We start from the raw sequence: 17,779 nt of genomic DNA on the forward strand, positions 1-17,779 counted from the left end.
TGTCCATAGTGACATCAACGATGAGACGCAGAGGTGCAACATGAGAAAACTTATCAAGAGGATCAGAGAACCGTTGACCCAGGACATTGTAATATTTACCGGTCTTACGATGATCCTGGCGGCATGTGTCATGGCTGCACATTACCTCGGAGGTACGTTGAGCGTTGTTGAATGGCGCATCTCAACGATGCTGGAAAATCTCCAGCATCTGAACCCATGGATTGAGTATGGCGTATCGGTGGCGCTGGTCCTGCTGGTATTCGCCTTTCTGGTGCACGTCCGTGACAAGCTCATGCCCTACGATGCCAAGGGTACGGCGAGGTGGGATCCCGCCCAGGAGTTGTAGACGACCCAGCCGGTCCTGCCAGCCATCAATATGGAGATTGATGGCTGGCGACTGGATCAATCGATGTGGCGTGGCACCGCCGTGATGGCAATCGCCGGGGATGCCGGATAACGTCGCAGTCTATTTCAACCCGCGCAGTTCCTGTTCCGTCAGATTGCGCCATTGGCCGGGCCTCAGGTTGCCGAGCTGGATGTGCATGATGCGGATTCGCCGCAGGCGCTTCACTTCGTAGCCGAATACCTCGCACATACGCCGGATCTGCCGGTTCAGTCCCTGCGTGAGGATGATGCGGAAGGCGAATTTGTCGATGCGGGTGACCTTGCAGGGTTTGGTGCGCTCGCCGAGGATCTTCACGCCGCGGGCCATGCCGGCGAGAAACTCCGCGGTGACCGGCCGGTCGACGGTGACGATATATTCTTTCTCGTGATTGTTCTCCGAGCGCAGCACGCCGTTGACGGCGTCGCCGTCGCTGGTGAGCAGGATCAGACCCTCGGAGTCCTTGTCCAGGCGCCCGATGGGGAAGATACGCTGGCCATGGTCGACGAAGTCGATGATGTTGCCGGCGACATGCCGTTCGGTGGTGCAGGTGACGCCGACGGGCTTGTTCAGGCAGATATACACATGGCGCTTCCTGCGCGCGCCCACCACGCGCTGGTCCACGCGCACCTCGTCGCCCTCGTTGACCTGGTCGCCGAGAACGGCGCGCCTGCCATTGAGGGTGACCCGTCCCTGGCTGATCCAGGTGTCCGCCTCACGACGGGAACACACGCCGGTTTCGCTGATGTATTTGTTCAGTCGCATGGGGTGGCGTGCCGGGGATAGTCTTGTCTGGATGGGTCTGCTGGTGTGCGCCATCATGTTAGCCGGTTTGCGGCCGTGCGGGGAATACGGGGTCGACGATCTGGTGGCAGGGTGGAGCCGGGGGCGCTTGAAGAGCACTGTCCCCGGTTATGGGAGACGGTAGCCGTAGAACCAGTAATTGGTCACGCTCCCGACGTTGATGACGGTGTGGGACATGCTGGCGGGGATGAGGATCTCCTCACCGACGGCGGGGCGCAATGTCTTTCCGTCGAGGCGGATCTCGATCTCGCCCCCGATCAGCATGAGCAGCTCGTCAGTAACGTGCACGTAGTCGCGCCACACCTGTCCCGGCGGGTCAGTCCAGATGTCGCAGCCGAAGCCGCGCGCCTCCCAGTCTCGTTGAACGGCTTTGCTGTCCATGGCTGTCGACATCAAGGGGCGGGGACAGATTTATTTTATTACATGAAGGGGGCAGATTTGAAATCTGTCCCCAGGCAAAGGTGTAAATCTGTCCCCCAACACAGGAGCAGGCGGGTTTGATCCGCCCGCCGTCAAGGTGGGTCCTTCCGTGTGTAGTACGCGCCGGACTGATAGGTCAGGCGTGCGTGGTCCGGGGCGATCTCGAACTGGACGTCGATGACGTTGCCCTTGCCTTCGAGCAGCAGGAGCAGGGTCTGGTCCTTCAGATGGTAGGTCCCGGTGATGCGGCGCTCGTCGGCGGTGCGGATCACGACCTTGCCGTCCGGGTGAAACGTCAGCACGTCGTCGCTGTCGTGCCCGGGATTGTACGCGAGTGTCCAGGTGCCGTGCAGCCAGGTCGCCCGCCCGGCGTCGGTGCTGCAGCCCGAGGCCAGTATCGCGACCGCCAGCATTACTGCGGCGAGGACATGTCTTCCAGGTGTCATCACACATCTCCCTCGTTTTGAGCGGGAATTATATCGCATGCGGAATGCGGGGGCAGTCCCCGATTTTCCATCCCGATGCAAAGTCTGCCAGAATAGCGGGGATGGGGCCTTTCCCCGCGTACGGTTTACGATTCCGATGACGATCCGTCTGACACATTCCTTGAGTACCTGGGGGACGCCGGGTTTCTCCCATGCGCTCAAGCGCGAAATCGAGCAGCTCGATCATGACAACCTGCCGCTGCAGCGGGGGCTGGCGATGGGCAGCCACGTGCTCGACAACCCGGTGAGCGCGATGGTCATCAACGCGACTGAAGCGGACGGGATCATCCGCGCCAGGGTGGGACTCTTTTACAGCTCGATCCTCACCGGCTGCGCCTGTGCCGACGACCCGACGCCCGTCAATGAGAACAGCGAATACTGCGTGGTCCGCTTCGACATCGACACGTCGACGGGTGCGGCGCAGGTCGAGCTGCTGGACGAATGACGGGGGTGACTCCTGCATGCGTCCCGTGCGGCAGCCCGCTGCACTCACGTCTTGGAAATCCTCGAATACCACCTTGTCTGAGGCGTGCCTAGCAGCCGCCTGGGCAGCCGGTCGGGAGAGGGCCCGGCTGCGCCCTTAAGGTCGACTTAAGTCTGTGCTACCAAACTACGCCATGGCGGTCTTCCATGTGTGGAGCGAGGTTGCGTCGTGCCCCTGGCCTCGGCGGAATGTGGAGCGACGTTGTATCGTTGGGTTGCTCCCGCCAGACGCTCCGATGCAGAGGTTGAGTTTTCCTGTTTATGCTCGCGTACCGGGGGTGGCGCGCAGCAATCGATCCCGCATCCATCGGATCCCTGAATTTACGCGAACCACGAGGTCGTATTGAAGCCTGTAATGATGAGCAATAACCGGCTGATCCTGGCTGCCGCCCTGCTGCTGGCTGCGCTCTTCAACTTTTCTTTTTTTCGTCACGCCGTGGAGGTCTACCCGCTTTCGGCCGGCAATCTCGCCTTTCTCGCCTCCCTGTTCATCCTGCTGACGGCATGCCATGTCCTGCTGCTCAGCATGGTTGCCTGGCGGTTCGTGGCGAGACCGCTGCTGATTACGGTATTCCTGGTCTCATCGCTGGCGGCCTATTTCATGGATACCTACAACGTCATCATCGACGACGGCATGATCCGCAACATCGCCAAAACGGATGTCGGCGAGGCGGTCGACCTGTACAGTCCCATGCTGGTGGTGTATTTCGTGCTGCTCGGCGTGCTGCCGTCGGTGCTCATTTACCGGGTCACGGTTAAGACGGAGTCGCTGGCGACGGCGCTGGTGTCGAGATTGAAGATCATGGCGGTGGCGCTGGTGGTTCTGGCGGCGGTCGTGCTCCTGTTCGGCAAGACCTATGCCTCGTTTTTCCGCGAGCATAAAACGGTGCGGTTTTACGCCAATCCCACCTACTATATCTATTCCGCTGCCGAGTACATTTCCGATACCTTCCGGGACACGGGCAAGGCGGTCGCCCCGCTCGGCACGGACGCCCGCATCCCTCCGACGGACCAGGACCGGGAGCTGATCGTGCTCGTGGTCGGCGAGACCGCACGGGCCGACCGCTTTTCCCTCAACGGGTATGCGCGCGAAACCAATCCGCTGTTGAAGAAGGAAGACGTCTTCAGCTTCACCAATGTACACTCCTGCGGCACCTCGACCGCGGTGTCCGTGCCCTGCATGTTCTCGGTGTTCGGCCATGGCCGTTTCACCAGCACCAACGCGATCACGAACGAAAACCTGCTGGATGTTCTGTCCCATGCCGGGATCAACGTCCTGTGGCGGGACAATAATTCCGATTCCAAGGGTGTCGCGCTGAGGGTGCCGTATGAGAGCTTCAAGCAGGACAATTCCAATACGGTCTGTGACACCGAATGTCGCGATGAGGGCATGCTGGTCGGGTTGCAGGAATACGTGGACAAGACCACGCGCGGCGATATCGTCATCGTCCTGCACCAGATGGGCAACCACGGACCCGCCTATTACAAGCGCTATCCGCAGGAGTTCGAGAAATTCACGCCGGTATGCGCCTCATCCGAGCTCGACCGGTGTTCGGTCGAGGAGATCGGCAATGCCTATGACAACGCGATCCTGTACACCGATTATTTTCTGTCCAGGGTCATCGCGTTTCTGAAGCAGAACGACGCCGGCTTCGAGACGGCGATGGTGTACGTGAGCGACCACGGCGAATCGCTGGGCGAAAACGGGCTGTACCTGCACGGCATGCCGTACATGATCGCGCCCAGGGAACAGACGCATGTCCCGGCGATCCTGTGGTTCGGGAAGAACTACCACGTCGACCGGGAAGAGCTGCGTCGTCACACCTCCCACTCCTACTCGCACGACAACATCTTTCACACCATGCTCGGCCTGGTCGAGATCCAGTCCGAGGTCTACAGGCCGGAGCTCGACCTGGTGCACCACGAAGACTGAGACCCGCCACAAGATTTTGACGTTGGGGACAGATTTATTTTCAGACTCGAGGACGGATATGGGAGAGTATTCTTCAGCAGTAAAATAAATCTGTCCCCGACGTCATTGTATTGACGATGATGAAGTATAAATCTGTCCCGGATTATTCGGGTTTTCAGGAGGTATCTATGTGGGCAGTGGCGGAAGTGCAGGTCGTCCCGATCGGGCAGGGTGTCTCCGTGCGGCGCGAGATCGCGCGCGTGGTCGAATTGCTGAAGACATACGACTTCCTGGTGGAGCCGCACGCCTCCGGTACCAATATCGAGGGTGAACTGGCGGACATCCTTGCTGCGGTCGCCGCTATACACGAGATGCTGCACCGTGAAGGCAGCGTACGCCTGCTCAGTTATCTCAAGATCGAGACACGCACCGACAAGATTCCGACACTTGCAGGAAAGCGCCTGTAATAAATAAATCTGTCCCCAAGTGGTTCCATAATCGGGGACAGATTTATTTTTCGCGGCGGATCGGTTACGCTCGATCAGTCTCACATCGCCATGGATGGCAAGGAGATACGCTATGCCACGGACGGGCAGGGTCCTGTTGCCGCATTGTCCCCATCATATTGTCCAGCGCGGGCATAACCGCCGGCTGGTTTTTACCGCGCGGCGCGATTATGAGCGCTACCTCGAGACGCTGGCGGAGTTCAAGCACTCCTTCGGCGTCAAGGTCTACGCCTGGTGCCTGATGAGCAACCATGTCCATCTGCTGCTCGGTCCGGGCGAGGACGCGGCGGCCATCGGCCGGCTGATGAAACGGCTCGCCGGACGCCAGACACGGTATTTCAATCACATCTATCAGCGCACCGGGACGCTGTGGGAAAGCCGCTACAAATCGAGTCCGGTCGACAAGGATGAGTACCTGCTCGCCTGCGTGCGTTACATCGAGCTGAACCCGGTGCGGGCGCACATCGTGGCTGCGCCTGAAGATTATCCCTGGTCCAGTTGCCGCCACCGGATGGGGGTGGAGCCTTGTCCGTGGCTGGATGACGACCCCTGTTATCTCGCCCTTGGCGCCTCGGTACAGCAACGCCGGATGAATTACTGGCAGTTTCTGCGCGCCGCCATCCCGCAGGACGAGTGGAGTGTCATTCGCACCGCCGTGCGGCGCAATCAACTGACGGGCGCGGCGGGCTTTCTCGCCAAGGCGGAGGAAATACTCGGGCGCCGGATCGGCGCGCGCGCACCCGGGCGGCCGATACAGTCCGAAACGAAATAGCACCTGCCGCGGTATCGTGATGTCGGAGATATGACGTTGGGGACAGATTTATTTACTGCGGGAGAACACGCTCCCGGATCCGCGCGCGAGTCTGAGTAAATAAATCTGTCCCCAACGTCATTGGATTGACGGCCATGAAAAATAAATCTGTCCCGGATTTTCAGAGGGGGTGTTTGCCGCGGCGATGAGTTCGCACAGGCGACGGTAGTGCATGCCCTTCCAGTACACCTTGCCGCAGGATCGGCATTGCCAGAATTCTTTGTAGGCGGCGCGGGTGCGCGGCTGCAGCCGGGGCAGGATCCCGGCCTTTGGGACTGCCGCGATCATGCCGTTGCAATGCAGGCAGCGCGTGAACGGACGTTGCGCCTTCAGCAGGTCGAATCTTGTCAGTACCTCCAGCAGTTGCTCCCGCGGCTGCGTCGTACGCACGTAATATCCGTGCGTGATCTGCCTGCGCATGAGCAGGCGCCGATCCCGAGTCAGCAGGATGCGGCGCTCGCTGACGGAGATTTCGGCGAGCGTCGGGTCGTCGTAATCATTGCGGTGCAGCGTGTCAAAGCCGAGCAGACGCAGATAGGCGGCGAGGCGGCCGAGATGGACGTCGAGCACGAAGCGCGTCACGCGCAGCGGCACCGGGCGCAGGCGTGTCACCGGAGTGATGTCCAGGGCTTCGAACACCGGGTAGACGCTGATGCAGTCGCCGTCCCGTACCGGACAGTCGAAGCCGACGGATTCTCCGTTCACCAGGATCAGGTCGACCTCGGGATGCGGTACGCCGAGCGATTCGATGGTGTCCTTGATCGAGGCCGGCTGTTTGAGGTGATGGAGAAAGGCGACCTTGCGCTGCACGGGCGGCAGGAAGTCGTTCAATTCCTCGTAGAACCGGATCCGGATGTCCATTCGCGCAGGTCCCTGTCCAGGCCAGTCTTGGGGGCGGATTGATCGCCACGCTCGTCCCCAGGTTAAAAAAATAAATCTGTCCCCGAATTAAATAAATCTGTTCCGGAGGGCGGCAAGCTCCGCCGGGGTGAGGGGGCGTGTCTCGCCCTTGGCGAGGTCGCCGAGTTCGACCGGTCCGATACGCACGCGCACCAGGCGCAGCACCTGCGCGCCGACGGCCTCGACCATGCGTCGGATCTGGCGGTTCAGGCCTTCGTGCAGGGTGATCTCCAGCCAGCAGGTCTTGCCGCCTGTGCGCAGCAGCTCGACCTGCGCGGGGCGGGTGGTCAGTCCGGGCTCGAGCTCGACGCCGCGGCGCAGACGGTCGATCTCCGCCGGCTGCAGCAGGCGATCGGCCTGTACGTGGTAGGTCTTGGGGACATGGCTTGCCGGATCGAGTATGTCGTGCGCCCACCGCGTGTCGTTGGTGAACAGCAGCAGGCCCTCGCTCGCCTTGTCGAGCCGGCCGACCGGCGCAAGACCGCGGTCATCGCCGTGCAGGCACTGATAGACCGTGGGCCGGTCCCGCTCGTCGCGCGCGGTGGTGACGAGGCCGCGCGGTTTGTTGAGCGCGAGATAGCGTCGCGCTTGTGCGGCCAGCGGCCGGCCATCGAGCGCCAGCGTATCGCGGTCCATATCGATGCGCTGCTTCGGGTTGCGCGCGGGACGATCGTTGACGGTGATGCGCCCCCCCTCGATCAGCGTGGTCGCCTCGGTACGTGTGGCAACGCCGAGCTTGGACAGCGCCCGTGCGAGGCTGACCCCGGGAACGGTGCCGCGCGAAGTTTGTCGGGAGGTGGGTCGTGTCATGCGGCTGGCTCCGATCCGGATAACCCGATCGGCCTGCTGGTATAGTAGTAGGAAAGTAATATTGGGGACAGATTTATTTTTTCCACTACCCGGCTCCAGAAAAATAAATCTGTCCCGGAGTATTGGAGGATCGATGAGATTGCTGTGGCTGATACCGGCATGCCGTACGGGAATACGATGGGACCGCTGCTCACGCTGAAACAACACGAGAGACTGCTCGAGGCGGCGCGCGCCGGTGCGCCGGCCGTGGAGTGTTCGCTCGATCTCGATCGTTCGACGACGCCGGTCAGGGTGAGCGCCGAGGGATGGATCTGGCAGGGCCGGATGTACCCGTATCTGGCGCGCTGCAAGGAACGGACAATTTATTACTGGGACGGCGAGGCGTTCGCGCCGGCGTCCCGCTACACGGATGCCCTGATAAAGCTGGTGCCGACAGAGTGGGGGCCGCCGACCTTCGAGATCGACGGCATCAAGATGCTGCCCACGGCGCAGGTCTCGCCCTATGCCGATGCCGAACGCAAGGTCGCCTGGATCGAGCCGCGCGGCAAGGTCATACTGGACACCTGCGGCGGGCTCGGCTACTTCGCCGCCTGGTGCGTGCAGGGGCAGGCGAGGGAGGTGCGCTCCTATGAAAAGAGCCCCGACGTCCTCTGGCTGCGCGGCCTGAATCCCTGGTCGCCCGCGCAGGACGCCGTGCTGAACCTGATCCGGGCCGATGTTACCGCGGAGATCGCGGCGCTGCCCGCTGCGTCCTTCGATGCGATCCTGCACGATCCGCCGCGCTTCGGTATCGCCGGCGAGCTCTATTCACAGGTGTTCTATGATGAGCTGGCGCGCGTAATAAAGCGCGATGGCCGCTTGTTCCACTACACCGGTTCGCCCAACAAGCTGACCAGCGGGCGCGACGTGCCGGCGGAGGTTGTGCGACGCCTGCGGCGTGCCGGATTCAGTACGGAAGTAAGCGGGGACGGCGTGCGGAAAGGAAAGGGGGAGGGAATTGAGATGGCCCGGAGGGGGGGGGGGGAAACGGGGGGGCACACCCAGGCGGGGGGAGGAGGAGGGCCGCGCCCCGCCCCCCCCGAAGCCCTTCGGGGGGGGGCCCGGCGTGCGATCCGGGTCCGATCTCCGCATTAGCACGAAAGTAATATTGGGGACAGATTTATTTTTCCATTTCTCGAGTATGGGCAGATTTTCAAATCTGTCCCCGAGCATGGAATAAATAAATCTGTCCCCGAATTGAACAGGAATGATGTGAATAATAAATCTGTCCCCAACGTCATTGAATTGGCTGGTGTGGAAAATAAATCTGTCCCGGATTTCGGGCGGGGGGCCCCGCCCGCGCCCGCGCCGCCGCCGGGGGCGGGGGGGGGGGGCGCGGCTGCCAGATGTCGGGGGGGTGGCGATCGACGGGGAAGCGGATCTTGATGGCGCCGCGCGTTCGGCGGAGGGCGCACGCGGGGTGTAATGCCTGGCGTCTGGCGGCGGCACGCGGGTGTGCTCGCCGAGGCCGAGTTCGCGGGGCTGTATTTCCTGCTCTGGCAGGTCGCGCGCCACGGTACGGGGTTCGCGGCGCGCCGACGAAAGAGCGACCCGCGTCCCGACGCCGCGGCGTGTCTCGCCCTGCTGGCACGGCCGGCGGGGGAGGGGCTGCGCGAGGACCTGCTCGCGGTGTTCGAGCGCTACCAGTTCCGCGGCGTCATCGCCAATGTGCCGGCCGCGCTGGCGCAATGGCTGCGCGGCGCCTGGCCGCTGATGCTGCGCTTCGACATCCCGCCGCCGCAGGAGGTGCTGCGCCTGCAGGCCGCCGGGATCCGGCCGGTGACGGCGCTGACTGCGCCGGCGCGCCTCTGCGGGCCGGTGCTGCACAAGCCGGACGCCTTCGCCTTCTTCATCCACGACCTCGAACACGCGTGGAAGTTCTTCTTCTCGCCGGAGCTGCACGCCGGCCAGCGCGCCTTCTTCGCGCGGCTGGCGGCGGCCTGCGGGGACGGTGTGTTCGCGCCCTGTCTTGCCGAGGCGGAATTCACGGCCCGTTTCCAGTACCTGATGAGCGACATGAACACGCACCCCGAGCACAGCCGCCAGTACCTGCGCGCGATCCTGGTCGAGTGGCACCTGCGCCGCGAGGGCAAGACGCCGGCGGAGGCGCTGAGCGCGGCGGCGGAGCGGGCGGTCGACGAGGTCATGCGCACGCTGCCGCGGGAGACTGCGTCCGCCTAGGCCGCATGGGCGCCGGCGCGGCCCCGCGCGCGGCGATCTGGTACAATACGCCCTCGCATCTCCCGCGGCCGTACCGGACCGCAGGCCACGGACGGTCCGCTGACAGGAACCCTCATGACTGAAGAATCACCCACGCGTTTTTCCGACCTTGCGCTCGCCGCCCCGATCCTGCAGGCCGTCGCCGAGGTTGGCTACGAGTCACCCTCGCCGATCCAGGCGCAGACCATCCCGCCGTTGCTGGAAGGACGCGACCTGCTCGGCGTTGCGCAGACCGGCACCGGCAAGACCGCCGCCTTCGCCCTGCCGCTGCTGAGCCGGCTCGATCTCACGCTGCGCCAGCCGCAGATCCTTGTGCTGGCGCCGACGCGCGAACTGGCGATCCAGGTGGCGGAGGCGATGCAGACCTACGCGCGCCACCTGCCGGGGTTCCATATCGTCCCGATCTACGGCGGCCAGAGCATGGAGCCGCAGCTGCGCCAGTTGAAGCGCGGCGTCCACGTCGTGGTCGGCACGCCGGGACGCATCCAGGACCATCTGCGCCGCGGCACGCTCCCGCTCGACCGCATCAAGGCGGTGGTGCTGGACGAGGCCGACGAGATGCTGCGCATGGGCTTCATCGACGATGTCGAGGACATCCTGCGGCACGCCCCGGCGGGACGCCAGGTCGCGCTGTTCTCCGCCACCATGCCGGAGCCGATCCGCAGGATCGCGCAGACGCACCTGAAAGACCCGGTCGAGGTGCGCGTCAAGTCGAAGACGACCACCGTCACCACCATCCGGCAGCGCTACTGGCAGGTGAGCGGCACGCACAAGCTCGACGCGCTGACGCGCATCCTCGAGGTCGAGGACTTCAACGCGCTGCTGATCTTCGTGCGCACCAAGGTTGCGACGGAGGAACTGGCGGAGAAGCTGGAGGCGCGCGGCTACGCCTGCGGCGCGCTCAACGGCGACATGAACCAGTCGCTGCGCGAAAAGACCGTCGAGCGGCTGAAGAGCGGCGCGCTCGACATCGTGGTGGCGACCGACGTCGCCGCGCGCGGACTGGACGTCGAGCGCATCAGCCATGTGATCAACTACGACATCCCGTACGACACCGAGGCCTACGTGCACCGCATCGGGCGCACCGGTCGCGCCGGGCGCAAGGGCGAGGCGATACTGTTCGTCGCGCCGCGCGAGCGGCGCATGCTGGCCGCGATCGAGCGCGCCACCCGGCAGCCGATCGCGCCGATGCAGCTGCCGACCCGCGCCGACATCGCCGGACGGCGCATCGAACAGTTCAAGCAGTCGATCACCGAAACGATCGAGGGACAGGAGCTGGGTTTCTTCGAGGAGCTGATCGAGGCCTACCAGGGCGAGCACAACACCGGACTCTCCGAGATCGCCGCCGCGCTGGCGTTCCTGGCGCAGCGCGAACGCCCCCTGCTGGACGAGCTGCCGGGAGAGCCGGTGGCGAAGACCGCGCCGCCGCCCAGGCCGCAGCCGGTCGCACCGGCGCAGGGCAAGCCCGGGCCGCGCACACCGCCGCGCGCCGCGGCGAAGGTGCAGGAACCCGGTCCGTCCGAGCCGCGGGCGCCGCGCGAGGGCCGGCGCGCCGAGCCGCCGCGGACTCCGCGCGCGCCCGAGCCGCCGGCCGGCACCGCGCCGCGCGGGCGCGCTGCCGAGACCCCCGCGCGTGCGCGGCTCGACGATCCGACCGTGCGCGCCGCGCGGCCGGAACGCGCGCGCCCCCGCGCCGGGGACAGCGCGGAATCCGGCACGGTGCGCTACCGCATCGAGGTCGGCCGCGCGCACGGCGCGGAGGCCAAGCACATCGTCGGCGCCATCGCCAACGAGGCCGGCCTCGACAGCCGTTACATCGCGCATCTGAAGATCAACGAGGACTTCAGCACCGTGGACCTGCCCGAGGGCATGCCGAAGGACATCTTCAAGCATCTGCGCAAGGTGTGGGTGTGCGGGCGCCAGCTCCAGCTCACCATGCTCGGCGCCGAGGGGCCCGCCCAGGCGGAGGAGAAGCCGCGCGGCAAGCTGCATCTGAAACCGTCCGCGCCGCGCGACGCGAAACCCGCCAGGCCTTCCCGCAAGACCTTCAAGCCGAAACCGGGCAAATAGGGCGGGCGTCATGCCGCCCGCCGGTCGCGGGGCGGCGCCGCCTCAGCCGGCCCGGATGAAGTTGCCGGCCCAGGGCGGGACGGTCTTCCACATCACGTGCAGGCCGGCGGAAAACCCGCCGAGCTTGAAACCGTATCTGGCGGCCAGGACGGCCAGGCTCTGTTTGGAGAACAGGCTGATGTGGCCGTTGCGCGGCGAGGCATACCACCAGGTGATGCGCTGCCGCGGCGCGATGAATCCGTCGGACAGCAGGGTGCTGACGATCAGCACGCCATCCTCCGCCAGCAGGTTCGTGATGTCGGCCATGAGCCGGTTCACGTCCGCGACATGTTCGAAGATCTCGTAGGCGGTGATGAGGTTGAACCTGCCCGCTGTATCGAGCATGCTGTCGGGATTGGCATAGGGGTCGTACGCGGTGGAGTGCCAGCCCGCCTGCCGCAGCAGCGCGCTCAGTGCCCCGCTGCCGCTGCCGTAATCCAGGTGACGAATGGATGCGGCGGCGGCGCTGAACGTGCTGATCAGGCCGGTGGCGTTGCTGGAGGGGCGTTTCTCGACGTAGTCGGGATCCACCCGGATGTATTCCTCGTTGTAGATCCGCTCGCGGAAATCCTCGGGGCGCCAGTGCAGGAATTCCGGGGCGTAGCAATAGCCGCATCTGCCGCAGAGATAGTAATAGATCGAAATGCCGCTGAGCGGGAGGTGCGTCCCCCACGACTCGGCGCAGGACTTGTTGAAATCGACGACGTCGAGCGGCGCGCAGTGCGATCCGCAGACCGGGCAGGGCAGGGCGTTCATGGGTGTCGTTGGTGGTGTGATTTCGCGTCGCGGTTACGTTGCCTATCGGGGCCGGGGATGGGGACAGATTTAAAATCTGTCCCCTATATGATCACTAAGATCACTTCACGCCGCCTTATCCTGCTCCATCGCCGGTTTGTACTGGCCGCGGCTGGCGGCGCCGTTGCACCTGGCGCGATGCAGGAACAGCCGGCGCGCGGCCTCGACGTTCGCGGCCTTGCCGGCCCATTTGTCCATCGCCGGGTTCTGCAGCGCGCGCGCGTAGGAGAAGGTGACGCGCCACGGCAGGCGCAGGTCGCGGCCGAGGACATTCATCGCGTTCAGGTTCTGCGTCGCCTGCTCGTCGCCCTGGCCGCCGGACAGGAAGGCGATGCCGGGCACCGCGGCCGGCACCGTGCTGCGCAGGCAGCGCAGCGTCCACTCGGCGACCTGCTCGGGACTGGACTGCTGCGGGCACTTCTTGCCGGCGATCACCATGCTGGGCTTCAGGATCATCCCCTCGAACAGCACGCCCTGGCGGTAGAGCTCGTCGAACACGATGCGCTGTGTCTCCAGCGTGACCTCGTAGCTGCGCTCGAGGGTGTGGTCGCCGTCGATCAGCACCTCCGGTTCGACGATCGGCACCATCGAGGCCTCCTGGCACAGGGCCGCGTAGCGCGCCAGCGCATGCGCGTTGGCCTCGATGCAGGCGCGGCTCGGGATGCCGCCGCCGATGGTGATGACCGCGCGCCACTTGCAGAAGCGCGCCGAGGGAGTAGTACTCGGCGAGGCGTTCGCGCAGGCCGTCGAGGCCTTCGGTGACTTTCTCGTTGGGACGCCCGGCGAGGTCCTTGGCCCCGGTGTCGACCTTGATGCCGGGGATGACGCCCTGGCGTTCCGCCAGTTTGGGAAACGGCGTGCCGTCGCCCGCCTTCTGGCGGATGGTCTCGTCGTATAGGATCGCGCCGCTGATGTAGTCGCCGATGCCCTTCGCGCCGAGCAGCAGTTCGCGATACGAGATGCGATTCGCCTCGGTGTTGTCCACGCCGACGGCCTGCAGCCGCTTGCCGCAGGTCGGGGTGCTCTCGTCCATCGCCAGCAGGCCCTTGCCGTCCGCCACCATCGCCTGCGCCGTCTTTTCCAACTCTTGTCTGTTCATAACGTCACCTCCCTGAAAGGATGTATCGTTCGCCCCGAGCCGGTCGGATCAGATCCCGGCGTCTATTATTGGCGAGAAGGCGGGGGGCGGGCCACCGTTTTCTGGCCGGCGCGTCGCGGGTGCGAAAATCCCATGGTCAAGCACGGGCTTACGGTTTAGGATGGAACCCATGAACGATCCGATGCTGCCGGCGACGACGCGAACGACGGAAGGACTCGTCGCCCTGACCTATGTGATCTACGGCCTGCATGCCTTCAGCGCCTTCAACGGCCTGCTGAGCCCGGCCTTTGTCGTGACCGCCTTCCTGACCGGCTGGCCGTCCATCATCGCCGTGGTCATCAACTACCTGAAGCGCGCCGACGTGCGCGGCACCTACCTCGAATCGCATTTCCGCTGGCAGATCCGCACCTTCTGGCACGCCGCGCTGTGGGTTCTGTTTGCGCTGCTGCTCGCGCTGACGTTCATCGGTATCCCGCTCGCGATCGTGATCGCGTGGTGTGCCGGTCTGTGGGTGCTGTACCGCATCGTACGCGGCTGGTTGCGCCTGATGGACCGGCAGCCGATGCCGCTGCCGGCGGCGACTTGAAAACGTGGGGCCTGTCCCCGATAGTGGATACCGGTTGTCCTGTGTGCAAGCGGCGGGGGTGGTGATCGATGGGGCGATTATGGGAACGGTTAGGGACGCTGGCGGTGATCGCCGGTATCTGCGGATTCGTGGCGTTCGCGCCGCCCGCGTCCGCGGCCGAGCCGGCGCGCGGCCAAGCCTTGTACGAGAATCATTGCAAGTTCTGCCATGAAAGCTGGGTGCACGAGCGCGACGGCCGCCGCATCGACTCGCTGGCGGAGCTGCGCCAGCGCGTGGCGGCGTGGAGCGCGCACTCCGGGCTGGACTGGGGCGACCAGGAGATTGACGACGTGACCGGTTACCTGAGTCAGAATTTTTATCGCATCAAGGAATGACGATCCGTAGGCAGGGCCACTAGGGCGGGCCACATTTCGGCATCGCGCGCCTCGCCGGCATCAGCCGGCGGCGCGCACTGTTTACCGGCCTGCCCGGTAATCGCCAAACTACGACAGGGGAAGGTGAATATGCAAGGCATGTACGAGAGGTTTGCACGCCGCTACGCGGGCGTGGCGCTGGCCGTGATGGCGCTGCTGGGGCTCAGCGCCTGTGGCATCAACAACATCCCCGCCTACGACGAGCAGGTGAAGGCGACCTGGAGCGATGTGCTGAACCAGTACCAGCGCCGCGCCGACCTGGTGCCCAACCTGGTCAGCACGGTGAAGGGTTTCGCGGCGCAGGAGGAGCGGGTGCTGACCGAGGTGGTGGAGGCGCGCGCGAAGGTGTCGCAGATGCAGCTGCCGCCGGACGTGCTGACCAATCCGGAGGCGTTCAAGACCTTCCAGGCCTCGCAGGACCAGCTGACCTCGGCGCTGTCGCGCCTGCTGGTGGTGGTCGAGCGTTATCCCGACCTGAAGTCGAACGAGAATTTCCTGACGCTGCAGTCGCAGCTCGAGGGAACGGAGAACCGCATCGCGGTGGCGCGGCGCGACTACATCGCGGCGGTGCAGCGCTACAATACCGAGCTGCGGACATTCCCGGGGCGCATCTGGAAGGCGATACTGTACTCCGATTCGCAGGTGATGGAGAACTTCGCCGCCGCGCCCGGCGTCGAGCAGGCGCCCGAGGTTAAGTTCTGATCCGCTGACGCGCATGCGTGCCTGGACGACTCTGGCCGCGGCGGCGGCCGCGCTGCTGTTCGCATCCGCGCTCGGCGCCGCCATCGCATTCCCCGCGCTCACCGGCCGCGTGGTGGACCAGGCCGCGATACTGCCCGCGGCCGCGCGCTCCGGGCTGGAGCAGCAGCTCGCCGCGCACGAAGCGGCCACCAGCAACCAGGTGGTGGTCGTCACGATCGAATCCCTGCAGGGCCCCGCCATCGAGGACTACGGCTACCAGCTCGGCCGCTACTGGGGCATCGGCCAGGAAGGGCGCGACAACGGCGTCCTTCTGATCATCGCGCCGGCCGAGCGCAAGGTGCGCATCGAGGTCGGCTACGGCCTCGAGGGCACGCTGACCGACGCGCTGGCCAGCAACATCATCCAGCGCGTCGTCCTGCCGCGCTTCCGCCGCCGGCGACATGGCCGCCGGCACGGTGGAAGGGGCGCGCGCCATCCTGCAGGTCATCGAGGGGACGTACCAGCCGCTGCCCGGCGCTGGCGGCGCGGAGGACGCCGGGCAATTTCATGGCTGGTTCATCTTCCTGGTGATTGCTGGCGAGGCGCTGGCGCGCATCGCCAGCGCGGGGCGGTATCGGCCGCGCTGCTGGGCGGCGGCGCGCTGCTGATCGGCTGGCTGGCGCTGGGCTCGCTGCTGGCCGGAGCGGTGATGGCAGTGCTGATCAGCGTGTTCCACCTGATGATCGGCAGCGGCGGGAATGGCGGCCTGCCGGGGGGCGGCGGTGGCGCCATCAGTGGCGGCCGCCGCCGCAGCGGCATGCGGCGAGCGGCGGTTTCCGCGGCGGTGGCGGCGGTTTCGGAGGCGGCGGAGCTTCGGGAGGGTGGTAGCGTGGCATTTCTGAGCGAAAAGGACCGGCGCGACATCGCGCAGGCGATCGCCATGGTTGAGGCGAAGACGCGCGGCGAGCTGGTGACGGTGATCGCGCGGGCGGCCGACGAGTATCTGTACGTGCCGCTGCTGTGGGCGGCGCTGCGGGCGCTCGCCATCCCGGGCGCGCTGATGCTGGCCGGCAACTCCGTCACGCTGCAGTAGGCCTACGAGGCGCAGGTGGCGAGCTTCCTGCTGTTCGCGCTGGTGTTTAACCTGCCCCCGGTGAAGATGCGGTTGACCCCGCGCGCGCTGAAGCGCTCGTGCGTGCGGCGGCTGGCGCGGGAACAGTTTTTCGCGCAAAACCTGCACCGCACGACGGAGCGCGCCGGGGTGCTGCTCTTTGTCAGCGTGGCGGAGCGCAGCGTGGAGATCCTCGCCGATGACGGCATCCATCGGCGCGTGCCGGCGGGACGTGGAACGGGCCGTGGCCGATTTACCGGGGCGGTGCAGGGCAGGCCGCGTGGCAGAGGGTTTCTGCAGGCGATCCAGACCTGCGGCGATCTGCAGGCCGAGCATTTTCCCCGCCCGGCCGGGCGACAAAAACGAAAACTGCCCGATCACCATCATCGAGCTCTGAGGCCGTTGGGGACGGTTGTATTCATCGACCCCGGACGTTGTGAAGAATACATCTGTCACCTGATGGCACGGAAGGAAAGGGCGAACATGATTCCGTGGGAGTTGCTCGACAGCGCGCAGGTTCGGGCGGGGGAGGGATGCTCGGCTCTCTACCGGCGCGACGACGAATGCTCGATCCGCATCGGCGTAACGAACTGATGAACAGCCGCACCCACGGTTCCGAGGACCGGCTTGCCGAGGCGGCCTGCGCAGGTCGCGGGCCGTGCCGGGCGCGCGTGCGGATCGGCGGGCTGGGCATGGGATTCACCTGCCGCATCCCCGCGCATGCTCGGCCCGGACGCCGTCGGTGGCGGCCGAGCTGGTGCCGGCGGTGGTGCGCTGGAACCGCGGGCCGCTGGGAGAACTCCGGCCGTCCGCTGGACGATGCGCGCAGGCGTGCACGAGGCGACGTCGCCGGACTGCTGCGGCGGCGTGCAGGCGGAATGCGACGCGATCCTGCTCGACGTGGACAACGGTCCGGCCGGGCTCACGTACAAGGGCAACGACTGGCTCCTACGGCGCCGACGGCCTGCGCGCGCGCGGCCGATGCCGCGCCCCGGCGGGGTGCTCGCGGTGTGGTCGGCCGCGCCGGACCGCGCGTTTCACGCACGCCTGGGCCAAGCGGGATTCGCGGTGGAGGAGCTGCGCGCGCGCATGGCGCCGCCGCGCGAGCGCACGCCACATCATCTGGCTGGCGCGGAAATAAACCTGATTTAGGCAGGGACGGATTTAGGCATCGCGGGGATATGGCACGAGCGGGACAGACTTAAGTCTGTCC

The 17,779-nt window shown here is 65.3% G+C and carries 17 protein-coding genes and 4 pseudogenes; 14 read left to right on the forward strand and 7 right to left on the reverse strand.

Annotated features, from left to right (window positions below):
- Window positions 1-40 precede the first annotated feature (40 nt).
- A complete protein-coding gene (locus IPK65_10760; GenBank protein ID MBK8163590.1) occupies window positions 41-346 on the forward strand; it encodes a hypothetical protein in 306 nt (101 codons plus the stop codon).
- A gap of 120 nt (window positions 347-466) precedes the next feature.
- Here the strand turns inward: IPK65_10760 and rluF are convergent, their stop codons facing one another.
- The 3 genes from rluF to IPK65_10775 form a co-directional block, all read right to left on the reverse strand.
- Entirely contained in the window at window positions 467-1,147 is a 681-nt protein-coding gene (gene rluF / locus IPK65_10765; protein ID MBK8163591.1) for a 23S rRNA pseudouridine(2604) synthase RluF, read from the reverse strand.
- 147 nt (window positions 1,148-1,294) lie between these two features.
- Window positions 1,295-1,567 (reverse strand): cupin domain-containing protein, encoded by a 273-nt coding sequence (locus tag IPK65_10770; protein MBK8163592.1) that lies wholly within the window; start codon window positions 1,565-1,567, stop codon window positions 1,295-1,297.
- Between the two features lie 131 nt (window positions 1,568-1,698).
- Window positions 1,699-2,052, reverse strand: a complete 354-nt coding sequence (locus tag IPK65_10775; protein MBK8163593.1) for a hypothetical protein — start codon at window positions 2,050-2,052, stop codon at window positions 1,699-1,701.
- Window positions 2,053-2,188: 136 nt separating this feature from the next.
- Here IPK65_10775 and IPK65_10780 point away from each other — a divergent pair, with 136 nt between their 5' ends.
- The 4 genes from IPK65_10780 (at window position 2,189) to IPK65_10795 (ending at window position 5,764) form a co-directional block, all read left to right on the forward strand.
- Window positions 2,189-2,536, forward strand: coding sequence for a hypothetical protein (locus IPK65_10780; GenBank protein MBK8163594.1), 348 nt, complete (start codon window positions 2,189-2,191; stop codon window positions 2,534-2,536).
- A 393-nt stretch (window positions 2,537-2,929) separates the two neighbouring features.
- Window positions 2,930-4,507 carry a phosphoethanolamine--lipid A transferase gene (locus tag IPK65_10785; GenBank protein ID MBK8163595.1) on the forward strand — a complete coding sequence of 526 codons (1,578 nt, stop codon included), beginning with the start codon at window positions 2,930-2,932 and terminating at the stop codon, window positions 4,505-4,507.
- Window positions 4,508-4,674: 167 nt separating this feature from the next.
- Window positions 4,675-4,953, forward strand: a complete 279-nt coding sequence (locus IPK65_10790) for an MTH1187 family thiamine-binding protein (GenBank protein ID MBK8163596.1) — start codon at window positions 4,675-4,677, stop codon at window positions 4,951-4,953.
- A gap of 112 nt (window positions 4,954-5,065) precedes the next feature.
- A complete protein-coding gene (locus IPK65_10795; protein MBK8163597.1) occupies window positions 5,066-5,764 on the forward strand; it encodes a transposase in 699 nt (232 codons plus the stop codon).
- 117 nt (window positions 5,765-5,881) lie between these two features.
- Here IPK65_10795 and IPK65_10800 read toward each other — a convergent pair whose 3' ends face one another.
- Both IPK65_10800 and IPK65_10805 read right to left on the reverse strand, forming a co-directional pair.
- Window positions 5,882-6,664, reverse strand: a complete 783-nt coding sequence (locus tag IPK65_10800; GenBank protein MBK8163598.1) for a Mut7-C ubiquitin/RNAse domain-containing protein — start codon at window positions 6,662-6,664, stop codon at window positions 5,882-5,884.
- A gap of 87 nt (window positions 6,665-6,751) precedes the next feature.
- Entirely contained in the window at window positions 6,752-7,513 is a 762-nt protein-coding gene (locus IPK65_10805) for an rRNA pseudouridine synthase (protein MBK8163599.1), read from the reverse strand.
- A 159-nt stretch (window positions 7,514-7,672) separates the two neighbouring features.
- Here IPK65_10805 and IPK65_10810 point away from each other — a divergent pair.
- From IPK65_10810 to IPK65_10820, 3 genes and pseudogenes are all read left to right on the forward strand, one after another.
- Window positions 7,673-8,488, forward strand: a pseudogene (locus tag IPK65_10810) (SAM-dependent methyltransferase).
- A 489-nt stretch (window positions 8,489-8,977) separates the two neighbouring features.
- On the forward strand, window positions 8,978-9,733 hold the full coding sequence (locus IPK65_10815; GenBank protein MBK8163600.1) for a hypothetical protein: 756 nt from the start codon (window positions 8,978-8,980) through the stop codon (window positions 9,731-9,733).
- Window positions 9,734-9,847: 114 nt separating this feature from the next.
- Window positions 9,848-11,842: a DEAD/DEAH box helicase gene (locus tag IPK65_10820; GenBank protein ID MBK8163601.1), complete on the forward strand. Its 1,995-nt coding sequence runs from the start codon at window positions 9,848-9,850 to the stop codon at window positions 11,840-11,842.
- A gap of 42 nt (window positions 11,843-11,884) precedes the next feature.
- Here IPK65_10820 and IPK65_10825 read toward each other — a convergent pair whose 3' ends face one another.
- Window positions 11,885-12,637 carry a class I SAM-dependent methyltransferase gene (locus IPK65_10825; GenBank protein MBK8163602.1) on the reverse strand — a complete coding sequence of 251 codons (753 nt, stop codon included), beginning with the start codon at window positions 12,635-12,637 and terminating at the stop codon, window positions 11,885-11,887.
- A gap of 105 nt (window positions 12,638-12,742) precedes the next feature.
- A pseudogene (locus IPK65_10830) lies at window positions 12,743-13,775 on the reverse strand (fructose-bisphosphate aldolase class I).
- A 169-nt stretch (window positions 13,776-13,944) separates the two neighbouring features.
- Between IPK65_10830 and IPK65_10835 the strand changes: the two are divergent.
- The 6 genes and pseudogenes from IPK65_10835 to IPK65_10860 all read left to right on the forward strand — a co-directional run bounded on the left by IPK65_10835 (window position 13,945) and on the right by IPK65_10860 (window position 17,707).
- A complete protein-coding gene (locus IPK65_10835; GenBank protein ID MBK8163603.1) occupies window positions 13,945-14,361 on the forward strand; it encodes a hypothetical protein in 417 nt (138 codons plus the stop codon).
- 68 nt (window positions 14,362-14,429) lie between these two features.
- The gene (locus IPK65_10840; protein ID MBK8163604.1) at window positions 14,430-14,735 is read left to right on the forward strand and encodes a cytochrome c; all 306 of its coding nucleotides are present in this window, start codon (window positions 14,430-14,432) and stop codon (window positions 14,733-14,735) included.
- A 138-nt stretch (window positions 14,736-14,873) separates the two neighbouring features.
- Window positions 14,874-15,476, forward strand: a complete 603-nt coding sequence (locus IPK65_10845; protein MBK8163605.1) for a LemA family protein — start codon at window positions 14,874-14,876, stop codon at window positions 15,474-15,476.
- 13 nt (window positions 15,477-15,489) lie between these two features.
- Window positions 15,490-16,343, forward strand: a pseudogene (locus IPK65_10850) (TPM domain-containing protein).
- 1 nt (window position 16,344) lies between these two features.
- A complete protein-coding gene (locus IPK65_10855) occupies window positions 16,345-16,548 on the forward strand; it encodes a hypothetical protein (protein ID MBK8163606.1) in 204 nt (67 codons plus the stop codon).
- Between the two features lie 501 nt (window positions 16,549-17,049).
- A pseudogene (locus IPK65_10860) lies at window positions 17,050-17,707 on the forward strand (hypothetical protein).
- Window positions 17,708-17,779: the final 72 nt, after the last annotated feature.

This window comes from Gammaproteobacteria bacterium (genome assembly GCA_016712635.1).
Lineage (GTDB): Bacteria > Pseudomonadota > Gammaproteobacteria > SZUA-140 > SZUA-140 > JADJWH01.

Bases quoted from the DNA above. Each gene is read 5' to 3' on its own strand.
- IPK65_10805 (MBK8163599.1), bottom strand. From the start codon at position 7,513: ATGACACGACCCACCTCCCGACAAACTTCGCGCGGCACCGTTCCCGGG.
- IPK65_10785 (MBK8163595.1), top strand. From the start codon at position 2,930: ATGATGAGCAATAACCGGCTGATCCTGGCTGCCGCCCTGCTGCTGGCT.
- IPK65_10795 (MBK8163597.1), top strand. From the start codon at position 5,066: ATGCCACGGACGGGCAGGGTCCTGTTGCCGCATTGTCCCCATCATATT.
- IPK65_10790 (MBK8163596.1), top strand. From the start codon at position 4,675: ATGTGGGCAGTGGCGGAAGTGCAGGTCGTCCCGATCGGGCAGGGTGTC.
- IPK65_10835 (MBK8163603.1), top strand. From the start codon at position 13,945: ATGAACGATCCGATGCTGCCGGCGACGACGCGAACGACGGAAGGACTC.
- IPK65_10845 (MBK8163605.1), top strand. From the start codon at position 14,874: ATGTACGAGAGGTTTGCACGCCGCTACGCGGGCGTGGCGCTGGCCGTG.
- rluF (MBK8163591.1), bottom strand. From the start codon at position 1,147: ATGCGACTGAACAAATACATCAGCGAAACCGGCGTGTGTTCCCGTCGT.
- IPK65_10840 (MBK8163604.1), top strand. From the start codon at position 14,430: ATGGGGCGATTATGGGAACGGTTAGGGACGCTGGCGGTGATCGCCGGT.
- IPK65_10760 (MBK8163590.1), top strand. From the start codon at position 41: ATGAGAAAACTTATCAAGAGGATCAGAGAACCGTTGACCCAGGACATT.
- IPK65_10775 (MBK8163593.1), bottom strand. From the start codon at position 2,052: ATGACACCTGGAAGACATGTCCTCGCCGCAGTAATGCTGGCGGTCGCG.
- IPK65_10770 (MBK8163592.1), bottom strand. From the start codon at position 1,567: ATGGACAGCAAAGCCGTTCAACGAGACTGGGAGGCGCGCGGCTTCGGC.
- IPK65_10815 (MBK8163600.1), top strand. From the start codon at position 8,978: ATGCCTGGCGTCTGGCGGCGGCACGCGGGTGTGCTCGCCGAGGCCGAG.
- IPK65_10820 (MBK8163601.1), top strand. From the start codon at position 9,848: ATGACTGAAGAATCACCCACGCGTTTTTCCGACCTTGCGCTCGCCGCC.
- IPK65_10825 (MBK8163602.1), bottom strand. From the start codon at position 12,637: ATGAACGCCCTGCCCTGCCCGGTCTGCGGATCGCACTGCGCGCCGCTC.
- IPK65_10780 (MBK8163594.1), top strand. From the start codon at position 2,189: ATGACGATCCGTCTGACACATTCCTTGAGTACCTGGGGGACGCCGGGT.
- IPK65_10800 (MBK8163598.1), bottom strand. From the start codon at position 6,664: ATGGACATCCGGATCCGGTTCTACGAGGAATTGAACGACTTCCTGCCG.